The organism is Gulosibacter sp. GYB002 (genome assembly GCF_036577665.1).
Classification (GTDB): domain Bacteria; phylum Actinomycetota; class Actinomycetes; order Actinomycetales; family Microbacteriaceae; genus Gulosibacter; species Gulosibacter hominis.
Genome location: NZ_JARBDD010000003.1, coordinates 86,190 through 106,544 on the forward strand (window position 1 = coordinate 86,190; position 20,355 = coordinate 106,544).

Below are 20,355 nucleotides of genomic sequence, written 5' to 3' on the forward strand. Positions count from 1 at the left end.
ACACTATGACCGAAAGCCCCACGACTATTGCGCCGTCGCCCGCATCGCGGAATGAGGATGGCAGCCAGCGCACGTTTTATGTCCGCACCCTCGGCTGCCAGATGAACGTGCACGACTCTGAGCGGATGACCGGCTCGCTGCTCGCCGCCGGTTACGCGCAGGGTGAGCCAGACACCGCCGATGTGATCGTGATCAACACCTGCGCGGTGCGCGAAAACGCGGCCAACCGGCTCTACGGTAACCTCGGTCAGCTCGCCGCAGTGAAACGCGAGCATCCCGGTATGCAGATCGCGGTGGGCGGCTGCCTGGCGCAGATGCATCAGGATGAAATTGTGCGCCGCGCCCCGCAGGTGGATGTGGTGTTCGGCACCCACAATATGGGTTCGCTGCCGGTGCTGCTCGAGCGCGCCCGCCACAATGGTGAGGCCGCGGTTGAGCTGCTGGAGTCGCTCGAAACCTTCCCCTCGACGCTGCCAACCAAGCGCGACAGCACCTATTCGGGGTGGGTGTCGATTTCGGTTGGCTGCAATAACACCTGCACGTTTTGCATCGTGCCGTCGCTGCGCGGCAAAGAAAAAGACCGCCGTCCCGGCGACATCCTCGCCGAGGTGCAGGCGCTGGTTGATCAGGGCGCTATCGAGGTGACGCTGCTGGGGCAGAACGTCAACTCGTACGGTGTCGAGTTCGGCGACCGGCAGGCCTTCAGCAAGCTGCTGCGCGCCTGCGGCGAAATCGAGGGCCTCGAAAGGGTGCGGTTCACAAGCCCGCATCCGGCCGCCTTTACCGATGATGTGATTGACGCGATGGCCGAAACCCCGAACGTAATGCCGCAGCTGCATATGCCGCTGCAATCGGGTTCCGATCGCATCCTGCGCGAGATGCGTCGTTCTTATCGCTCGAAAAAGTTCCTCGGCATTCTCGAGCGGGTGCGCGAAAAAATGCCGCACGCCGCTATCACCACCGACATCATCGTCGGCTTCCCGGGCGAGACTGAGGAAGACTTTGCCGACACGATGCGGGTGGTTGAACAGTCTCGGTTTGCGAATGCGTTCACCTTCCAGTATTCGATCCGTGAGGGTACCCCGGCAGCGACGATGCCGAATCAGGTGCCGAAAGAAGTGGTGCAGGAGCGCTTCGACCGACTGATTGAGCTGCAGCACCGCATCTCGCTCGAAGAAAATGAAGCGCTCGTCGGTACTCGGCAAAAGCTGCTGGTGTCGGTGGACGAGGGCAAAAAAGATGACGCTACGCACCGGCTCACCGGCCGAGCCGAAGACGGGCGCCTCGTGCACTTTTCGCTCCCGGAGGGTAATGAGACGCCTCGCCCCGGTGATTTTGTCGAGGTGGAAATCACCCGCGGCGCTCCGAGCTATCTGGTCGCTGACGGCAGTGGGGTGGTGCCGGTGATTCGCACCCGCGCCGGGGACGCGTGGGACGCGGCTCAGGCAGAGTCGTGCGGCACCTCGGGTGGTAATGATACGGGTGGGCGCGCGGTGAACCTCGGCCTGCCAACGCTGCGAATTGGGGCGCCCGGCCGGCCGTGACCAGCGAATTGATTGTTATTGGCGGCGCCACCGGCACCGGCAAAACCGCGCTCTCGCTCGATGTTGCCGAGCGGTTGCAAGCGCTGGGTCGGCCCGCCGAGATCGTCAACGCGGATGCGATGCAGCTGTATCGCGGCATGGATATTGGCACCGCGAAGCTGCCAGCTGTGCAGCGGCGCGGCATCCCGCATCACCTGTTTGATGTGCTTGACGTTACCGAGCCGTCGACTGTGGCCTGGTATCAGCGCGAGGCGCGCGCCCGTCTTGACGAGATCATCGGCCGCGGCGCGGTGCCGATTTTGGTTGGCGGCTCGGGGCTCTACATTGCCGCGGTGGTGTTTGAGCTGAACTTCCCGGCGCGCGATCCGCAGGTGCGGGCCGATCTTGAGCGTGAACTTGAGCAGTGGGGGCCGGGGATGCTCTACCGGCGGTTGGCGGAGTTTGATCCCGAGGCTGCCGAGCGTATCGACCCGCGCAATGCCCGTCGGGTGATCCGCGCGCTCGAGGTGATTCGCATCACCGGCGAAAAATTTTCGGCGCAGCTACCCGAACAGGACAATTGGTGGCGGCCAACGAGCGTCGTGCTGGTGGAACGCGACCGTGCCGAACTCGTTGCGGCACTGGATGCACGCGTGGTGGAAATGTGGCGTGCGGGGCTGCTTGATGAAACTCAGCGGCTGCTGGATGCGGGGCTCGTTGCGAACTCGACCGCGGGCAAAGCGATCGGCTATGCCCAGGCGGCACGGCAGCTGCGGGGCGAACTCACCGAGGATGAGGCGATTGCCGAATCACAGCTGTTGACTCGCAAATACGCTCGCCGGCAGGTGTCGTGGTTCCGCCGCTATGAGAGCGCGCTGCGGCTGCCGGCCGGCGATGCGTGGGGTGCGCAGCGGGTGGTTGAGTTTGCTGGGTTTGCGGCCGGCGATGGGACCCGCGAATAACTGGCGCGACCGTTATCGCCAGCGGGCGACAAGCACGACTCTGGGATGATTGAGGGCATGATTCTGCCCCGGCCATTCACCAAAATCGAATCGAACGGCAACGACTATATTGTGCTGCTCGACGAACGGTACGAACTGGAACTTGACTCCGAGCAGATCGCGGCGATCTGTGATCGGCATCGGGGCATTGGGGCGACGGGCCTTGTGCGGCTGTCAAAAACCGAACCGCTGCACGGCGACGCCCCGCAGTGGCTCGTCGACGCGCGCAATGCCGACGGCACGGTGGCTGAACTCCGCGGGGACGAGGTGATTGCCGCCGTCGAATACTTGGCCGCAAACAACGATGTTCCGACAGTGATTTCATCCCGTGCTGGTGAACTCGAAATCACCCGCAGTGGTGACCAAACCCGGGTTGCGCTCGGTCGCTGGCGGCTCGCCGGTGGTGAGCCGCTCGTTGAAGCAAGACGGCTCGATGTGCCGCGCCCCGGGCTCGGCATTGAGCTGTGCACACCGCATGTGGTGGTGGCGCTCTCGAGCTCCGAAGAACTCGAGCAGCTGGATTTGCGCGCTCGGCCCGAGCTTGACCCGGCCCCCTTTGATGATGCGACCGTGGTGTTTGTGGTGCCCGGTGATCCGCTCATCCAGGGCGGTCGAGGTTGCCTGGCGGCGCGCGTGTATGACCGGATGCTCGGCGAAGTGCCAGGAGGTGCCGTGGCGGCGGGTGCGGCGGCGCTCGCGGTGCGCTACTGGGCCGGCAGCGGTGCGCCACGGCAGTGGGATGTGCGCGGCAATTTTGGTGCCAATGGCGTGTCGATCGAACTCACCGAGCAGGGTGAAACAGTAAGCGTGACAGGCAGCGCGAGGCGCGTGTTTACGGGGGAGTGCTGCGCGTAACTGGCAACTGGCCGAGCTTGCCGACCGGTGCGAAACGGGCGCATCTCGTCGACATATACCGTCTAGTTGGTATAGTGACTACACCTTGCTGAAACTCAGCAGTTCTTACGACGGTGTAGGAGGGGGTACCGACGATGCGTACCGCAGGAGACAACCAGCAACCAAACGGTGATATCGCCGTTCGGCTCGAGTCAATCACCAAGGTCTACGGCGACCACGTCGCGGTTGACAATATCTCGCTCGATATTGAAGCGGGCGAGTTTTTATCCCTTCTCGGGCCATCGGGATGCGGAAAAACCACGACCCTGCGCATGATTGCCGGATTTGAGCATCCCGATTCGGGAAGCATCGAGCTCGGCGGGCGCAATGTGGTTGGCGTGCCGCCGCACAAGCGTGAGGTCAACACCGTTTTTCAGCAGTACGCGCTTTTCCCGCACCTGTCGGTCGCTGAAAACGTCGCGTTCGGTTTGCAGCAGCGCAAGACACCGCGGGCAGAAATTGCCGAGCGGGTGGCCGAAGCGCTCGACATGGTGCAGATGCGCAAGTTCGCCGACCGCAAACCCACCATGCTCTCGGGTGGGCAGCAGCAGCGCGTTGCAGTGGCGCGAGCGCTCGTCAACCGCCCGGCGGTGCTGCTACTCGACGAACCCCTCGGTGCTCTCGACCGCAAGCTGCGCGAAGAAATGCAGCTCGAGCTGAAGCTGCTGCAGCGCCGGCTCGGTACCACCTTCGTGTTCGTCACCCACGACCAGGCCGAAGCGCTCTCAATGAGTGACCGCATCGCCATTATGAGGGCTGGCAGTATCGAGCAGCTCGGCACCAGCCAAGACATTTATGACCGGCCCGCAAGCGCCTATGTGGCCGCATTCGTGGGGCAACAGAACTTCTTTGACGGCACGCTCGACTCGGCCACCGAAATGACCTCGGGGCTCGTGCGGCTCGCAGCCAGCCAGCCCTCGGCAGCGGGCGACCTCAAGCCGGGTGCCGAAGTGCGTGGCGCAGTGCGTCCCGAATTTGTGCGGTTCGCGCGCTCCACCGGCGAACCAGCCGCGGTGAACACCCTCGAAGCCAGCGTCAGCGGTTTCGCCCACCAGGGCGAGACGATGCAGTACCTCTTCCAGGCAAACGACGGCAGCACCGTGCTCGCACGGCAACCGGTGGCAGCACGCGGCGACCTCGAACTCGGCGAACGGGTGCGGCTGAGCTGGGAACCCGAACACGTGCGTATTTTTGCGGCCGATCCCGACCACGAGAAGGTGCGCGGGCAGATCGACGCCAATCTCTCCACCCAGACGATCGCGGCGATGGGAACGGGACGATGACAGAGCGCCAACCCATTCGCATTCTCGCAAACGCCCTCTCGGCGCCGCGCATCCGCGCCGATCTCACCCGCCGATCGTTTCTCGCCACGTTCGGTGCCTTTGCCGCATCCGGTGCCCTGGCGGCCTGTGCTGGGCCGGCACGCGAAACCCGAGCCGGCGTTGACGGTGAGCCCATTGAAGACAAGCTCTTGATGTACACGTGGGGCGAATATGACGACCCGGAGGTGCTCGATGAGTTTCGCGAGACCTTCAACACCAACTTCATCATCGACGCTTTCGGTTCGAACGAAGAGCTCATTTCAAAGCTCGTCGGGGCTCGGGGTACCAGCGGCTACGACATTGTGGTGCCCACGGGCGGCTACATTGGTGCGATGGCCGAACACGGGCTCATCGAGCCGCTTGATCATTCGCTCATCCCGAATATGAAACATGTGCTACCCGAGCTCATGAGCCAGCCCTGGGATCCCGAAAACAAATATTCGATTTTGAAATCGTGGGGCACCACCGGGTTCGTGTACGACACCACCAAGATCAAGCGCGAGTTGAAAGATTGGAATGACTTTTTTGACTGCGCGATGAACGAAGCATCGGGCAAGGTGTCAATGATTGACGACCCGCAGAGCCTGGTGGGGACCTATTTTTGGGCGAACAAATACAGCACCAACGACGACAATGCTGCGCATTTTGATGAGGCGGAAGACTTCCTCGTCAATAAGCTCGCCCCGCATATTTCGGCCTTCGATTCCTATCCGGGCTCGGGTGCGATTCCGCAGGGAACGCAGTGGCTTTTTCAGAGCTGGAATAGCGACGCGCGGCTGGGAATTCTCGAATCGCCCGACCCCGACCGCTGGCGTTGGGTGGTCGGTGCGCCGCACAGTGAACTGTGGATGGATAACTGGTGCATCGCCGCCGGTGCCCAGCACCCCAAGGCCGCCCACGCCTTCCTCAATTTTGTTCTTGAGCCCGACGTTGCCTATCGCGAAGTCGACTACATCGGGTCGGATGTGGGCGTTCAGGGCCTGCGCGAACGCGCCGAACAAGAGGGGATGGAACTACCCGAAATGGTCTTTTTCGACGCCGATCAGGTGCAGAGTTTCAAGGTTATGCTGCTCACCGAGAGTCAGCAGCGCTTCGTTGATATTTGGAACGCAGTGAAGGGGAGGGCAGCAAATTGACCTCGACAGCAACTGTAACCAAGCGCCGCCAACGCGGGGGACTGCTCGCGCTTCCCGCGGCCGGTTGGCTGCTCGTGTTCTTTTTCATCCCGGTATCGCTGGTGCTGTTCTACAGCTTCGGTGAAAAGCCCGATATTTTTGAGACTCACTCAAACGAGGTTTTCACCTTCCAGCGGTATTTGGAGGCGCTCACCGGATCGAACCTCGGGATCTTGCTCAACAGCATCTGGATTGGCCTGGTAGGTACTTTCCTGTGCCTGGCAGTGGCCATGCCATTCGCCTACTGGCTCGCCACCAAGGCCCACCCGAAACGGCGCGGGCTGTATCTCGCACTGGTGCTGGTGCCGTTTTGGACCAACCTGCTGGTGCGCACGATCGGCTGGCAAATCATCCTGGCACCCGAGGGGTGGCTTTCGCAGTGGCTCATGGGCGCGGGGCTGCGGGCCGAGCCGCTGGGGCTGCTTAACACTCGAGAAGCCGTGTTGATCGGTGTGGTCTACAACTATTTGCCCATGATGATCCTGCCGCTGTATGTGGCCTTCGATCGAGTGGCCGGTAATCTGCGCGAAGCAAGCGCTGATCTTGGTGCCGGCCGCGTGGCAACCTTCACCCGCGTGACGCTCCCGATTGCCTGGCCGGGCATCCTGGTGGCCATCCTGCTGGTGTTTATTCCGCTCATGGGTGACTACATCACCCCGACAGTGCTCGGTGGTGCGCAGGGCTCGATGATCGGTCAGCTGGTCGCCAGCCAGTTCCAGACTGCCCAAAACTGGGCGCTTGGCTCAGCCATGGCGGTGCTGCTGGTCGTTGTCGTCCTGCTTTTGGCCGCCGGAATCTGGCTGCTCACCAAACTCATCGCACTGCCATTCCAGCGCCGCTGGCGCGTTTCGCTTGAGGAGATGAACTCATGAACCGCACATCGGGAAGCACGCGGCTGCTCAATATCTGGGCGGTGCTGATTTTTATCTTCCTGTTCCTGCCGATCGTCGTTATCGTCATCTACTCGTTTAACCAGGGGCGCCTGCTGGTGTCATTCACCGAGCCCGGTTTCGGTGCTTATGAGTCGGCCTTCGCGAACGAACGGATCACGAGTTCAGTGGTGGTGACACTGCAAAGCGCGGCCTGGTCGGCGCTGCTGGCCACGCTGCTCGGCACGCTCGCAGGGCTGGCACTCGCGCGACGCGGCGCCAAGTGGGCGCCGTGGCTGGTGCTCGGTCTGGGCCTTGTGACCGTCACCCCAGAAATTGTGGATGCGGTCTCGCTGCTACCGTGGTTGGTCACGCTCGGGCAAGACCTGCACCTCGGGATTTTTAATAACGGCATCGTTCGTCTGGTGATCGGTAATTCGCTATTCGCCACCGCGGTGGTGACGTTCATCGTGCGGGCACGATTTGCCGGCCTGGATGAACGGCTCGAAGAGGCCGCCGCCGACCTCTTTGCGCCACCGGCGGTGGTGTTCCGTCGCGTGACGCTGCCGCTGGCAATGCCCGCGGTGCTCTCGGGCGGGCTGCTGGCGTTCACGCTCTCGCTCGACAACACGGTGATTTCATCGTTCGTGCAGGTGTCGGGATCGACCCCGTGGCCCGTGTACATCCTGTCGACCCTCAAAACGGGGATGCGGCCAGAACTTGCCGCGATGTCGACAGTGATGATCGTGCTCACCCTCGCGGCACTTGCAATTGTCGCGATCGTGCTGCGTCGATCGGGCGAATCGACGACCGATATCGTCAAGACGATGGCCGGATAGTAAGGATGCGGCGAGTGCGGCTGAGCTGGCCGAGCTAGCCCAGCCGCTCAACTCGCAGCACCCGAAAACCGCCGCTGGTGGATGCGCGGGAAACGTCAAAACCGTCACCCAGCGCATCCGCCACTCGTCGTTGCAGCGAATCGGCGCCGAGGTTTTTACCGACCACATACCAACCGACACCTCCAGGTGCCAGCCGCCGGTTCCAGGTGAGCATGAGTTCATCCAGCGCCTGTTTGCCGATGCGGATCGGCGGGTTTGACCAGATCACATCAAACATCACGCCGTCGGGAATTTCAGCGGCAGTGACCGCACGCACCCGCTCGAGATTGTGGCGCGCAGCGTTCTCGGCGGTCAGCTCGAGCGCGCGTGCGTTCACATCCAGCGCCCACACCTCGAGCTCGGGCGACGCCAGCGCCAGCGACAGTGCGATAGGGCCCCAACCACAACCCAAATCGAGCGCATTGCCGCGCAGTGGGGGATCGGGCACCTCGTGCAGCAGGATGTTCGTGGCCTTGTCGAGCCGGTCGCCACTGAATACCGATGCCGCCGTGCTTACCCGCACTGGGGCGCCGCGCAACTCCACCTCGATTTCGCGGCGACGCTCATCAGTGGCGGGGTCGGCATCAAAATAGTGCGAGGTCATAGCAATGACAGTACTCGCTTGCCGCAGCCGCGTAGACTTGATCAGAATATGAATCTTGACCCATCTGACCGATTCGCCGGCAACGACGCCGATAGCGTGATCGACCGCATCCTGTCTCGCAGCGAAACCAACCGCGACCACACCGCGGTATTTCGTGCTGCCGAGGCGCTCATGGACGACGCCGATACGGCTCACAATGACGATATTGACGGCCTGCAACTCGACCGGGAGGCGCGCCATTCGCTGCAGCGCGTCGATGGCCTGTCGACCGAACTCGAAGATGTCACCGAGGTCGAGTACCGCCAGGTGCGGCTCGAAAAGGTGGTGCTCATCGGCGTCTATTCGGCCGGAAGCCAGCGCGATGCCGAAAACTCTATGCAAGAACTTGCGGCACTGTGTGAAACCGCCGGCGCGGTGGTGCTCGATGGCGTCTTGCAGCGGCGGCCGCATCCCGATCCTGCCACCTATCTTGGTCGCGGCAAAACCGAGGAGCTGCGCGAGATTGTTGTCGCCACCGGCGCCGACACCGTTGTTGCCGATACCGAATTGGCGCCCAGCCAGCGCCGCGCGCTCGAGGATGCCGTGAAGGTGAAGGTGATCGATCGCACCGCGGTGATCCTCGATATTTTTAGCCAGCACGCAAAAAGCCGTGAGGGTAAAGCGCAGGTCGAACTCGCGCAGCTCGAATACCTGCTGCCTCGACTGCGCGGTTGGGGTCAGTCGATGTCGCGACAGGCCGGTGGCCAGGTGTCCGGCGGTGCCGGTATGGGCTCGCGCGGTCCGGGTGAAACCAAGCTCGAACTTGACCGTCGCCGCATCCACATTCGGATGGCGAAACTGCGCCGCGAGATCGCCCACATGAAAACGGCTCGCGACACTAAACGCGCTCGCCGTGCCCGCAATATGTTGCCGGCGGTATCGATTGCCGGTTACACGAACGCCGGCAAATCATCGCTGCTCAACCGCGTTACCCGGGCCGGGGTGCTGGTTGAAAACCAGCTGTTCGCCACGCTTGATGCCACCGTGCGGCGCTGTGCCACCCCCGATGGTCGCCCTTACACGATGGCTGACACGGTCGGTTTTGTGCGAAATCTGCCGCACCAGCTGGTTGAGGCGTTCCGGTCGACGCTCGAGGAGGTTGCCGACTCGGATCTCATCGTGCACGTGGTGGATGCGGCGCATCCCGACCCCGCCGGTCAGATTCAGACCGTGCGTGAGGTGATTGGTGAGATCGACAGCCGGGATATTCCGGAAATCATCGCGTTCAACAAATGCGATCTGATTGACGATGCCAAGCGCATCGAATTGCGCGGCCTGGAATCAAATTGCGTGTTTGTTTCGGCACGCACCGGTGAAGGAGTCGACGAGCTACTCGAGCGCATCGCCGAGATGCTGCCAAACCACGATGTTGATGTCGAACTCGTGGTGCCCTTTGATCGCGGCGATCTCGTGTCGATGCTGCACGAGCGCGGTGGCGTGCTCACCGAACGTTATGAGGCCGACGGTACGCACTTGGTGGCGCGCGTGCATCCCGATCAGCTGGGGTTGGTTGAGCCCTATCGGGTGGACGGCAAGCACGCGCCCGAGCGTGAGCGCCCGACGCTCAAACAGCGTCCGCGCCGCAGTGAGGATGCGCCAGCCGAGCGGGTGCTCGACCTACCGCGCAACGATTAGCAGTAGGGGTGCGGCGGTGACGGCCTAGACCGACCGCAGCACTGCAACAACTTTGCCGAGCACCTCGGCGTGATCGCCCAGGATTGGTTCGAACGCGCTATTGCGGGGGAGCAGCCAGGTGTGCCCGTCACGCTGTTTAAAAGTCTTCACGGTTGCCTCGCCGTCGATCATCGCGGCAACAATTTCGCCATTGACCGCGGTGCGCTGCTGGCGCACAACCACCCAGTCGCCATCGCAGATTGCCGCGTCAATCATCGAGTCACCCACAACGTTCAGCAAAAACAGGTCGCCCTCACCGACGAGGCTGCGGGGGAGTGGCAAATATTCTTCGACCTGTTGCTCGGCTGTGATCGGGATGCCCGCGGCAATACTTCCCACCAGTGGCACCACGGCGGTTGCTGAAATATCCGGAGCGCTCGCGGAATCTGACTCGTTGATGTCGATGAGCAGCTCGATGGTGCGAGCCCGGTTGGTATTGCGGCGCAGGTAGCCGAGTTTTTCGAGCCGGTCGAGCTGATACGACACCGAAGACGATGAGGTCATGCCGATGGCGTCACCGATCTCGCGCATTGAGGGTGCGAAGCCGTTTCGATGCAGGTGTTCAGCGATGAACGACAGGATGCGTTCCTGTACTTCGGTGAGGGGTTTGCGGGCTGCTGGCACGGTGGCTCCTCGGGCTTCGACCTGCTGAGCTCGGCCGGCGCGCCGAAAATGTCGGAGGCTCATGGTCTGGTGGTTCGTGTTGGTTTTGACGCTAGTCGAGGCCAGCACTGTTCTCAAACACATTTTCGAGCGTGTTGTCGAAAAACATTCGAACACCTGCTTGAAATCGGCACTGTTCGAATGTATGTTTGGAACAAATGTTCGAAAGCGTGCGAGTGCGCGCGATCCGCTCAATCGAGAAGGAACCACCATGACGATCAACGCACTGCCTCAACGGGTAAACCGGGGTGCTCGGCTGCGCTTGACTGCGCGTGGGCGTCGAGCATTGGCCGGGGCGCTGCTTATCCCCGCTGCGCTGGGTGTCGGCGCCGGTATTGCGCAGATCCCCACCGCAATGGCCGGACATGAACGGCAGGATGTGGCCGCGTATGAACAGTTCAACACCCACACCGTGACGGGCGGCGAGACGCTGTGGACGATCGCCGAACAGATCGGTGGCGATCGTGATGTGCGCGATGTGGTGCAAGAGATCATGCGGCTCAACAACCTGACGAGCGCCAACGTGCAGGCGGGACAGCAGCTGGCGCTACCCAACTTCAGCTAGCGCCGGGCAGTTTCAGCTGGCATCGGCAGCCTCAACTGGTGCCGCCCAACTTCAGGTGGAGCTAGCCCGGTGAGCAGCGGCGGGCGCCGACTCAGCGGAACGCTGCGGCGCCCGGTTCTGCAGCCTCGACCTAGAATGGAGCGGTGACTGTTATCGACGACCTTCCCATTCGAGACGACCTGCGTGGCCGCACCGCATACGGGGCACCGCAGGAACCCGTGCGTGTTTCGATCAATGTGAACGAAAACCCGTATGACGTGCCGGCCGAGGTTGTCGAGCGGGTGCTGAACCGGGTGCGAGCCGCACTACCCGGGCTCAACCGGTATCCCGACCGCGAATTTGTGGACCTGCGCAAGAAACTCGCCGAGTACCTCGGCCACGGGCTGAGCGCCGACCAAATTTGGGCGGCAAACGGATCGAACGAGGTGCTGCAGCACCTGCTGCAAACCTTCGCGGGCCCGGGACGCTCGGTGCTGGGGTTTGCGCCCACCTACTCGATGTATCCGCTACTCACCGCGGGTGTGGGAAGCGAGTGGATCGCCGCCGAACGCGACGCAGACTACGAACTCAGTGTCGCAACAGCAGTGGCAGCCATCGAAACGCATCGGCCCGATGTGGTGATTTTTTGCGCCCCAAACAACCCCACGGGCACCCCGGTCGATCTCGAGATCATCAGGGCCGCCTACGAACAAACGCATGGAATCGTCATCGTTGACGAGGCCTACGCCGAGTTTCAACCTGATGGCACCCCGTCGGCGCTCGAGCTGCTGCCAGGCCGTGAACGCCTGGTGGTCAGCCGCACGATGTCAAAAGCATTTGCCTACGCTGGCGCCCGACTCGGCTATCTCGCTGCCGACCCCGCACTGTGCGACGCACTGCGACTGGTGCGCCTGCCATACCACCTGTCGGCAATCACGCAGGCCGCCGCAATCGGCGCGCTCGACTGCACTGACATCATGCTCGGTCAGGTCGACGCGATTCGCGTGCAGCGCGACCGGCTGCTCACCGAAATTCCCAAGCTCGGTTTCCCCGTGTATCGATCGACCGCAAACTTCGTCACCTTCCACGGGATTACCGACCCGCAGGCAATGTTTGAAGAATTTTATCGGCGCTCGATCCTGATTCGTAACAACGGCCTTCCCGGTAGCCTGCGAGTCACCGCCGGCACCGAAGCCGAAACCACGCAGTTCCTTGACGCGCTCGCCGAAATTGTGCGCGAGCATCCCGAACTGCGCGCCGGCACCGAGACTGCCGGCACCGAGACTGCCGGCGCCTAGGCCGCAATTTTGGGTTGCCAATTTCGGCGACCACACCACACACCATCGCGCGGAACAGAGTGAGCCGCGCCGCACCCCCGGAGGAACCATGACCACCACGCGTCAGGCAACGATGAGCCGCGAAACCAGCGAGTCGCGCATCCAATTGACCATCAATCTTGACGGCACCGGCAAAAGCGACATCGACACCGGGGTGCCGTTCTACGATCACATGCTCACCGCGTTTGCCAAACACTCGCTCAGCGACCTCACCGTAAAAGCTGTCGGTGACGTGCACATTGATGAACACCACACCATCGAAGACACCGCCATCGTGCTCGGCCAAGCCATCCGTGTGGCACTCGGTGACAAGCACGGCATCGCGCGATACGGCGATGCGCTCGTGCCACTCGACGAAGCACTCGCACAGTGCGTGGTGGATATTTCCGGCCGCCCGTTCCTGGTGCACGGGGGAGAGCCCGAAGGGTTCGAATTCCACCGCATCGGCGGGCACTTCACCGGCTCGATGGTGCGCCACGTGTTTGAAGCGATCAGCTTCCACGCCGGGCTTACCGTGCACCTCAACGTGGTCGCAGGGCGCGACCCGCACCACATTGCCGAGGCCGAATTCAAAGCCTTCGCGCGCGCATTCCGCGCCGCCAAACGTCTCGACCCCGAAGTCGACGGTGTGCCCTCAACCAAGGGAGCGCTCTAATGGCAAATCGTCCCGACGTTGTCGTCCTCGACTACGGCTCGGGCAATGTGCACTCGGCGGTAAAAGCCCTTGAAGCAGCTGGCGCACAAGTCGAGCTGACCGGCTCTCGAGAGCGAGCGCTGAACGCCGACGGGCTGCTCGTGCCGGGAGTCGGAAGTTTTTCGGCAGTGATGTCGGCACTCAACGCCGCTGACGGCCCGCAGATTATCGACCGGCGACTGGCGGGCGGACGTCCCGTGCTGGGCATCTGTGTGGGAATGCAGGTGATGTTTTCGCACGGGCTGGAGGGGCAGCCGTCAGCAGAGCGCCCCGAAATCACGCCCGATCCGCAGCGGCACGCACACGCGCAAAACGCCGACGACTTCTGGTCGCAGGAACACGCGTCCAGCGCGCCAGGTGGCGGGGTGGCGGGCCTTGACCAGTGGGATGGCGAGGTGCGTCGTCTGCGAGCAGACGTGCTGCCGCATATGGGCTGGAACACGGTCGAGGCCGCAGCAGACTCACGGCTATTTGCGGGCATTGAAACCGAACGTTTTTACTTCGTCCACAGCTACGCGGCCACCGATATTGAGGTGGACGAGATGCTGCCGTATGTCGAGCCCATCAAAAAAACCTTCGCCAACTACGGAGAGCGCTTCCTCGCCGCGGCCGAAAACGGGCCGCTGAGTGCCACCCAGTTCCATCCCGAAAAATCGGGTGAGGCAGGTATCGCCCTGCTGCGAAACTGGGTCGATTCGTTAGGCTGAACGATGCGGGCCGTTTGCGCAGCGCGTTTGTGAGCCGGCCCAGCGGTCGCGCGGCAGCGGTAAACGCTGTCATAACACCGCAGAACACCTGTTTATTTCCACTCCATTCCAGACTCAAAGGACGTCAACGAAGTGAGCGAATTCAATACCTCGCCGACCCTCACGCTGTTCCCCGCGGTCGATATTGCCGATGGGAAGGCAGTGCGACTCGTTCAGGGGGAAGCCGACAGCGCAACCTCATACGGCGATCCCGTTGACGCTGCCAGCGACTGGGCCGAGCAGGGAGCAGAGTGGATTCACCTGGTCGACCTCGACGCCGCCTTCGGTCGCGGTGAAAACCGGGCCGTGATTCGCCGCGTGATTCGTGCCATGCGGGGCCGGCTGAGCGTAGAGCTATCGGGCGGTATTCGCGATGACGAATCGCTCGAGCGCGCCGTTGAGATGGGGGTAAAACGTATCAACCTCGGCACCGCCGCACTCGAAAATCCCGAGTGGGCTGCCGCGGCGATCAGCCGCTATGGCGAGCTCATTGCGGTGGGGCTCGACGTGCGCGGCACCACGCTCGCCGCGCGCGGCTGGACCCGCGAAGGCGGAGACCTGTGGACGGTGCTCGAACGCCTCGAAGAAGCCAACTGTTCACGCTACGTGGTCACCGATGTCAACAAGGACGGCACCCTCAAGGGCCCGAACATCGAGCTGCTGAAATCGGTAATGGAACGCACCGACCGCCCCGTGATTGCATCCGGTGGGGTTTCGAGCCTCGATGACGTTGCCGAATTGCGCGATCTGGTGCCGCTGGGTCTTGAAGGCGCGATCATCGGTAAGGCGCTTTACAGCGGCGCATTCACGCTGCGTGAGGCACTCGACGTCGCGGGCAACTAGCCACAATGGTCGAAATTCCCGAACACCTGCGCGGCCACCTCACCGACTCGGCCGGACAACCCTGGGCAGGGCGCAACTTCACCGAAAACCCCTGGCAGGATGACCGCGGCGAAGCACCACCCGAACTGCTGGCCGCACTCCGCGCCTTCCGAGCCGGAGAAGCACCCGGCAGCGCGGTCGTCGATACCCTGCGCGACTCGCGGCTGCTGATTCCACTGGTTGCCGAGCTGGGTGAAGCCGGTGTCAACGAACAGGGACAGACCGTCGATAAGTCGGCAGATCTCTCGATCGTGACCGTGGCAGCGCCGGATGGCCGTGGGGTCGTCCCGGTGTTCTCATCGGTTGCGGCAATGAAAGCCTGGGACGCTGATGCCCGGCCCGTTCCGGTGGATGCGCGGCGGGCAGCGCTGGCTGCGGTAGAGGCCGGCAGTGACGTGCTCATCATCGATGCCGCCAACCCCGACACTGAGTTTGTGGTGCGGCGTCCGGCAGTGTGGGCGATCGCGCAGGGGCACGAATATGTCGAGCCCTGGGTCGACCCACAGGTGCTGCAGCGCATCCAACCGCTGTTAGAGATCGACCCGGTGGTGACGAGTATCAACGTGCTTCCGGGCGATGCACAGGCGCGGTTCGCCGGCCCCGAGGTGCAGCTGGTCGTTGAACTCACCGAAACCGACCGGGAACATCGGCAGGCAGTGCTGCACGAAATTCAGCAGCGGATCGGCGCCGACACCGAGCTTGTGCAGCGGATCGACTCGCTGCGAATTGCCGCCGCGCAGGTGGCCCCCTCCGAAGGTATCGGGAAAAATCCGACTTCAGAAGCAGCACAACCCACCCGACGATTCGGTTTTTGGCGACGTAAGCGACGATAGGCTCGAGGAATGGCCAACCAGACAACTCCGAAAACAGCGACCATGGAAAAAACCAGCGTCGCGATCGATCCAACTAGTGTTCGGGTTCGGCCGCAGGATTCCGAGATCGGGATGACCTCGGCCGAGATTGAGCAGTCTCGTCAAGAGTTTGGTGACAACAAGCTGCCCAGCACCACGAGCCGCTCAATGTGGGCGATTTTGCGGGCCAATGTGTTCACGCTGTTCAACCTGATTGTGCTGGCGTGTTTTACGCTGCTGGCGGTGCTCGGCCGCTGGCAGGATGCGATTTTCGGGTTTTCGGCGGTCGCCAACTCGATCATCGGTGTCTGGCAGGAATATTCCGCGAAGCGTCAGCTCGATAACCTTCGGGTGCTGCACGCCCCGCACGCGCGTGCGCTTCGTGATGGTGAGGTCATTGAACTTGACCGTGAAGATCTGGTGCTCGGCGACATTATTCAGGTTCGTTCCGGCGACCAGGTGCCGGCCGACGCGATGGTGCTGAGCGCATCCGGGCTGCAGGTGGATGAGTCGCTTCTCACGGGTGAAGAAGATGCCGTCGACAAGCAAGCCGATTTGGCGCTGCTGTCGGGTTCGATCGTGGTTGCCGGCCACGGCACCGCGGTGGTTACGGGCGTGGGTGCTGAATCGTTTGCGGCAAAACTCACCGCCGAAGCGAAGCGTTTTTCACTGGTGAACTCTGAAATTCGTGACGGGCTCAACCGGGTGCTGCGGCTGGTCGCCTGGCTGCTGGCGCCGGTGATGCTCATCGTCATTAATGGTCAGATGCAGGCCTTTGGTGGTTGGCAGCACGCGATCGATTCCGGCAAGTGGGTGGATGCGGCCGTTGGTGCCGTTGCCGCTGCAATTGCGATGGTGCCGCTCGGGCTGCTGCTGATGACCTCGGTGGCGTTCGCCGCAGGTGCGGTGAAGCTGGGGCGCCGGAAGGTACTGGTGCAAGAGCTGCACGCCGTTGAGGGGCTGGCGCGCGTGGACATGCTCTGCTTCGACAAAACCGGAACGCTCACCGAGGGCGGTATGGCCTATTGGGGCACGCACGAGGGCCCGGCGCCGCAGCCGGGCTGGGAGCAGGTGCTCGCAACTATTGGCGCCGATAAAAACGCAAACGACTCGGCGGCCTGTCTGGCCGAGCAGTATGGCGCCGACCTCGCTCTGCCGGTCGCGCGCGAAATCCAGTTTTCGTCACAGCGAAAGTGGTCGGCGCTGGTCATCGAAGATGAGCGAGCCCGCGGTACCTGGCAGCTGGGTGCCCCAGATATTGTGCTCTCACCCGAACGAGACCAGGAGCTGCTCGCCGAAGTGGCCGAGCTCAGCAATATGGGTCGCCGCGTGCTGGCGCTGTGCTATTCGCCAGAGCTACTCACCGAGCAGCAGGTGGCCGATGAGGCCGCGCCGCAGAATTGTCAGGGCGTGGTGCTCGTATCGCTGCGCGAACGCATCCGTCCCGATGCTGCCGATACGGTGCGCTACTTCCGTGAAGAAGGCGTCGACCTGCGCGTCATCTCGGGTGACGACCCGCGCACGGTTGCGGCCGTGGCGCGCGAGGTGGGACTGATTGAACCGGATGCATCCGGATTCGATGCGCGCAAGCTGCCCGACGATATTGATGAGATGGCCGAGGTGCTCGAGCAGCAGCGCGTGTTTGGCCGGGTGACCCCCACACAAAAACGCGATATGGTGCTCGCTCTGCGCAAGCGCGGCCACGTGGTTGCCATGACCGGGGACGGTGTGAACGATGTGCTGGCACTGAAAGACGCCGACCTCGGTATCGCGATGGGGCACGGCTCGGCAGCTGCCAGGGCGGTTTCACGATTGACGCTGCTCAACAACCAGTTTGAGGCGCTGCCGAATGTGGTGCTCGAAGGTCGACAGGCAATCGCAAACGTCGAGCGCGTTTCAATGCTGTACCTGTCGAAGACGGCCTACGCGGTGATGTTTGCGGTTGTGTTCGGCCTGATCCTCTGGCCGTATCCGTTCTTGCCGCGACAGTTGTCGATTCTTGACGGTGTGACGATCGGCTGGCCGGCATTTGTGCTCGCGCTGCTTCCCAACTCGCGCCGCTATGTGAGCGGGTTCTTCCGGCGCGCGCTGCAATTCGCGCTGCCCGCCGGTGCGGTGGTGTTGCTCGGCGTGTTCGCGATTACCGCGGTGGGACGATTCACGGATGCGAGCGTTCCGCAACAGCAGACAACCGCGTCGCTATTCCTCGCGGTTGCGGGTCTGTGGATTTTGAGCCTCGTGTGCCGCCCATTCAAGCCACTACTGGCTGCCGTTTTTGCGGGATGTATTGCGGCATTCCTGCTGATTCTCGCGATCCCGTTCGGGCGGTGGTTCTTGCAACTTGAATGGCCCACGAACGAACTCTGGATCGCGCTGGCGATTACCTGTCTTGCCGCGATCGGGCTGCTTGAGCTGCACGGCCGCTGGCGGGCCGGCGCGCTGGGTGCCGAGGTAGAGCAATCGCTGCAGCACATCCACGATCGCCGTGAGCGACTGACTCGGTTGATCCCGGGGCAGCGCCACGGTGACGAACCGGGGCGGCGCCGCCAACGTCACGAGCGGCGCGCCGGCAAGCAGCGTCGCCGGTGAACGACGGGAAACTACAGCGGGGCGAGTCGATCCATTTGACTCGCCCCGCTGCGTTTTGGTTTAGCTAGGTGCTGTGACGCCGAGATGCTCGTGCTGGCGCTGTGCTGGCTTGGTGCTGGCGCTGGGGCTATCCGAACACCGGGCCGGTGAACTCTTCGCCCGGTCCCTTACCGATCGGGTCGGGGATAGTGGAGGCCTCACGGAAAGCGAGCTGCAGTGAGCGCAGCCCGTCGCGCAGCGGACGGCCGTGGTGGTCGCCGAGGTAGGGGGTGGCGCCCTGGATCAGGCCGGCAAGCGCGCTGATGCACTTGCGCGCCTCATCGAGATCGGGTTCGGTGTCGCCTTCGGCCAGACCCAGGTGCACTGCGGCGGCACTCATGAGATGAACCGCAACGGTCGAGATCAATTCGACGGCGGGCACCTCGGCGATGTCGCGAAGCTGCGCATCCACCTGTTCGTTATTGAAGGCAAACTGGTTGGTGCCAGCATCGGCTGGAGTGTTCTCGGCCACAGGGTTCCTTTCACGAGAAGATTCTGTTAGTCTATTGGGCGGTGTCTGCACTGTTTGCTGCTTCGGCAGCGGTCAGTTCAGGCGGCCTAGTCAAGAGGACTCGTCCCACCCGCGACTACCGCTCAAGGTTACCGGGTAAACCGCTCCCTTAACGCTGTATCTACGGTGTTGAGTGATCCAGCTCTTGGATAGTGGGTGGCTGCACGTGCTGCGAACTGTCGTTGCCGGTGGGGGATCCGAAACCGGTGAAGCGATTCACGTGCTAGAAGAGGAGCCACCATCAGCGAACCACGCACCAACGACCGAATCCGCGCCCACGAGGTACGCCTCGTCGGGCCCAGTGGAGAGCAGGTCGGCGTCGTAAAACTCGAGGTCGCTCTGCGCCTCGCCCAGGAAGCCGACCTTGATCTCGTCGAGGTGTCACCGAACAGCCGTCCTCCCGTGGCAAAGATCATGGACTACGGCAAGTTCAAGTACGAGGCAGCACAGAAGGCGAAAGAAGCCCGTCGCAACCAGGCCAACACGGTGCTCAAAGAGGTCCGTTTCCGCCTGAAGATCGACGATCACGACTACGAGACGAAACTCAAGCGAGCCGTTGGGTTCCTTTCGTTGGGTGACAAGGTCAAGGCGATGATCCAGTTCCGTGGCCGCGAGCAGTCGCGTCCCGAACTCGGTCTGAAGCTGCTGCAAAAGTTTGCTGAGGATGTCGCCGAATACGGCACGGCCGAAAATCGACCGAAGCTCGACGGTCGCAACATGGTCATGATCGTCGCACCGATTCGCAACAAGTCCGAGGCGAAGGCCGAGCAGAACGCCCGACGTAACCAGCAAAAAGAAGCGGCTCGTGCCGCCAAGCAAGCCGGCAAGGCAGGCGCCGAAAACGCCGATGCCCCGGCAACTACCAAGGAGAACTGATGCCGAAGCAGAAGACCCACTCGGGTACGAAGAAGCGCTTCAAGGTCACCGGCACCGGCAAGATCAAGAAGCAGCAGGCCGGCATGCGCCACAACCTCGAGGTCAAGGCCCCCGGCCGTAAGGCACGCCTGAACAACGACAAGATCGCTGCTCCTCAGGACGCCAAGGTCATCAAAAAGCTGCTCGGTCGCTAGTCCGCAGCCAACAAAAGTTTTGCCGGAGCATCCCGGCACTGAAATTACTAGGAGAACACTGCTATGGCACGTGTGAAGCGTTCAGTTAACGCGAAGAAGAAGCGCCGCGTCATTCTTGATGAAGCCTCGGGCTACCGCGGTCAGCGTTCGCGCCTCTACCGTAAGGCGAAAGAACAGGTCACCCACTCGTATGTGTACAACTATGCACACCGTAAAGACCGCAAGGGTGACTTCCGCCGCCTGTGGATCCAGCGCATCAACGCTGCATCGCGCGCAAACGGCCTCACCTACAACCGCCTCATCCAGGGCCTGAATCTGGCCGGCGTTGAGGTTGACCGCCGCATGCTCGCCGAGCTCGCAGTGAACGAGCCGGCCGCATTCGCCGCAATTGTTGAGACCGCGAAGGCTGCTCTTCCCGAGGACACCTCGGCACCGAAGAACGCCGCGTAA

21 protein-coding genes are annotated in these 20,355 nt (G+C 62.5%); 18 read left to right on the top strand and 3 right to left on the bottom strand.

Features of this window, described 5'->3' with window-relative positions; genetic code table 11:
- Positions 1-5: 5 nt before the first annotated feature.
- From miaB to PV375_RS02490, 7 genes are all read left to right on the top strand, one after another.
- A complete protein-coding gene (miaB, locus tag PV375_RS02460; protein ID WP_332106005.1) occupies positions 6-1,544 on the top strand; it encodes a tRNA (N6-isopentenyl adenosine(37)-C2)-methylthiotransferase MiaB in 1,539 nt (512 codons plus the stop codon).
- A complete protein-coding gene (gene miaA, locus PV375_RS02465; RefSeq protein ID WP_332106006.1) occupies positions 1,541-2,485 on the top strand; it encodes a tRNA (adenosine(37)-N6)-dimethylallyltransferase MiaA in 945 nt (314 codons plus the stop codon). Before miaB ends, miaA begins: the two co-directional genes overlap by 4 nt.
- Before the next feature lie 57 nt (positions 2,486-2,542).
- Positions 2,543-3,379: a diaminopimelate epimerase gene (locus PV375_RS02470; protein ID WP_332106007.1), complete on the top strand. Its 837-nt coding sequence runs from the start codon at positions 2,543-2,545 to the stop codon at positions 3,377-3,379.
- Positions 3,380-3,513: 134 nt separating this feature from the next.
- Positions 3,514-4,701 carry an ABC transporter ATP-binding protein gene (locus PV375_RS02475; protein ID WP_332106008.1) on the top strand — a complete coding sequence of 396 codons (1,188 nt, stop codon included), beginning with the start codon at positions 3,514-3,516 and terminating at the stop codon, positions 4,699-4,701.
- Complete coding sequence (locus PV375_RS02480) at positions 4,698-5,876, top strand: polyamine ABC transporter substrate-binding protein (protein WP_332106009.1); 1,179 nt, start codon at positions 4,698-4,700, stop codon at positions 5,874-5,876. The genes PV375_RS02475 and PV375_RS02480 overlap by 4 nt, the downstream gene beginning before the upstream one ends.
- Positions 5,873-6,787: an ABC transporter permease gene (locus PV375_RS02485; protein WP_332106010.1), complete on the top strand. Its 915-nt coding sequence runs from the start codon at positions 5,873-5,875 to the stop codon at positions 6,785-6,787. The genes PV375_RS02480 and PV375_RS02485 overlap by 4 nt, the downstream gene beginning before the upstream one ends.
- On the top strand, positions 6,784-7,623 hold the full coding sequence (locus PV375_RS02490) for an ABC transporter permease (RefSeq protein WP_332106011.1): 840 nt from the start codon (positions 6,784-6,786) through the stop codon (positions 7,621-7,623). The genes PV375_RS02485 and PV375_RS02490 overlap by 4 nt, the downstream gene beginning before the upstream one ends.
- A gap of 34 nt (positions 7,624-7,657) precedes the next feature.
- Here the strand turns inward: PV375_RS02490 and PV375_RS02495 are convergent, their stop codons facing one another.
- Complete coding sequence (locus PV375_RS02495; RefSeq protein ID WP_332106012.1) at positions 7,658-8,266, bottom strand: class I SAM-dependent methyltransferase; 609 nt, start codon at positions 8,264-8,266, stop codon at positions 7,658-7,660.
- Between the two features lie 48 nt (positions 8,267-8,314).
- Between PV375_RS02495 and hflX the strand changes: the two genes are divergently transcribed.
- The gene (hflX, locus tag PV375_RS02500; RefSeq protein ID WP_332106013.1) at positions 8,315-9,940 is read left to right on the top strand and encodes a GTPase HflX; all 1,626 of its coding nucleotides are present in this window, start codon (positions 8,315-8,317) and stop codon (positions 9,938-9,940) included.
- Between the two features lie 24 nt (positions 9,941-9,964).
- Here the strand turns inward: hflX and lexA are convergent, their stop codons facing one another.
- A complete protein-coding gene (gene lexA, locus PV375_RS02505; protein WP_442903918.1) occupies positions 9,965-10,666 on the bottom strand; it encodes a transcriptional repressor LexA in 702 nt (233 codons plus the stop codon).
- Between the two features lie 187 nt (positions 10,667-10,853).
- On the opposite strand from lexA, the gene PV375_RS02510 reads away from it, so the two are divergent.
- The 7 genes from PV375_RS02510 (at position 10,854) to PV375_RS02540 (ending at position 18,285) form a co-directional block, all read left to right on the top strand.
- Positions 10,854-11,207 (top strand): LysM peptidoglycan-binding domain-containing protein, encoded by a 354-nt coding sequence (locus tag PV375_RS02510; RefSeq protein WP_332106015.1) that lies wholly within the window; start codon positions 10,854-10,856, stop codon positions 11,205-11,207.
- Between the two features lie 143 nt (positions 11,208-11,350).
- Positions 11,351-12,484 (top strand): histidinol-phosphate transaminase, encoded by a 1,134-nt coding sequence (locus tag PV375_RS02515; RefSeq protein WP_332106016.1) that lies wholly within the window; start codon positions 11,351-11,353, stop codon positions 12,482-12,484.
- Between the two features lie 88 nt (positions 12,485-12,572).
- Positions 12,573-13,178 carry an imidazoleglycerol-phosphate dehydratase HisB gene (hisB, locus tag PV375_RS02520; protein ID WP_201517673.1) on the top strand — a complete coding sequence of 202 codons (606 nt, stop codon included), beginning with the start codon at positions 12,573-12,575 and terminating at the stop codon, positions 13,176-13,178.
- Complete coding sequence (locus PV375_RS02525; RefSeq protein WP_332106017.1) at positions 13,178-13,924, top strand: imidazole glycerol phosphate synthase subunit HisH; 747 nt, start codon at positions 13,178-13,180, stop codon at positions 13,922-13,924. The genes hisB and PV375_RS02525 overlap by 1 nt, the downstream gene beginning before the upstream one ends.
- A 132-nt stretch (positions 13,925-14,056) precedes the next feature.
- The gene (priA, locus tag PV375_RS02530; protein ID WP_332106018.1) at positions 14,057-14,806 is read left to right on the top strand and encodes a bifunctional 1-(5-phosphoribosyl)-5-((5-phosphoribosylamino)methylideneamino)imidazole-4-carboxamide isomerase/phosphoribosylanthranilate isomerase PriA; all 750 of its coding nucleotides are present in this window, start codon (positions 14,057-14,059) and stop codon (positions 14,804-14,806) included.
- A 5-nt stretch (positions 14,807-14,811) separates the two neighbouring features.
- Positions 14,812-15,678, top strand: a complete 867-nt coding sequence (locus tag PV375_RS02535) for an SseB family protein (protein ID WP_332106019.1) — start codon at positions 14,812-14,814, stop codon at positions 15,676-15,678.
- A gap of 9 nt (positions 15,679-15,687) precedes the next feature.
- Complete coding sequence (locus PV375_RS02540) at positions 15,688-18,285, top strand: cation-translocating P-type ATPase (RefSeq protein ID WP_332106020.1); 2,598 nt, start codon at positions 15,688-15,690, stop codon at positions 18,283-18,285.
- 127 nt (positions 18,286-18,412) lie between these two features.
- Here the strand turns inward: PV375_RS02540 and PV375_RS02545 are convergent, their stop codons facing one another.
- Complete coding sequence (locus PV375_RS02545) at positions 18,413-18,796, bottom strand: DUF1844 domain-containing protein (RefSeq protein ID WP_442903919.1); 384 nt, start codon at positions 18,794-18,796, stop codon at positions 18,413-18,415.
- A gap of 279 nt (positions 18,797-19,075) precedes the next feature.
- On the opposite strand from PV375_RS02545, the gene infC reads away from it, so the two are divergent.
- The 3 genes from infC to rplT all read left to right on the top strand — a co-directional run bounded on the left by infC (position 19,076) and on the right by rplT (position 20,355).
- Positions 19,076-19,711 (top strand): translation initiation factor IF-3, encoded by a 636-nt coding sequence (gene infC / locus PV375_RS02550; protein WP_332106157.1) that lies wholly within the window; start codon positions 19,076-19,078, stop codon positions 19,709-19,711.
- Positions 19,711-19,905, top strand: coding sequence for a 50S ribosomal protein L35 (rpmI, locus tag PV375_RS02555; protein ID WP_201517668.1), 195 nt, complete (start codon positions 19,711-19,713; stop codon positions 19,903-19,905). Before infC ends, rpmI begins: the two co-directional genes overlap by 1 nt.
- Positions 19,906-19,968: 63 nt before the next feature.
- Positions 19,969-20,355, top strand: a complete 387-nt coding sequence (rplT, locus tag PV375_RS02560; RefSeq protein ID WP_201517667.1) for a 50S ribosomal protein L20 — start codon at positions 19,969-19,971, stop codon at positions 20,353-20,355.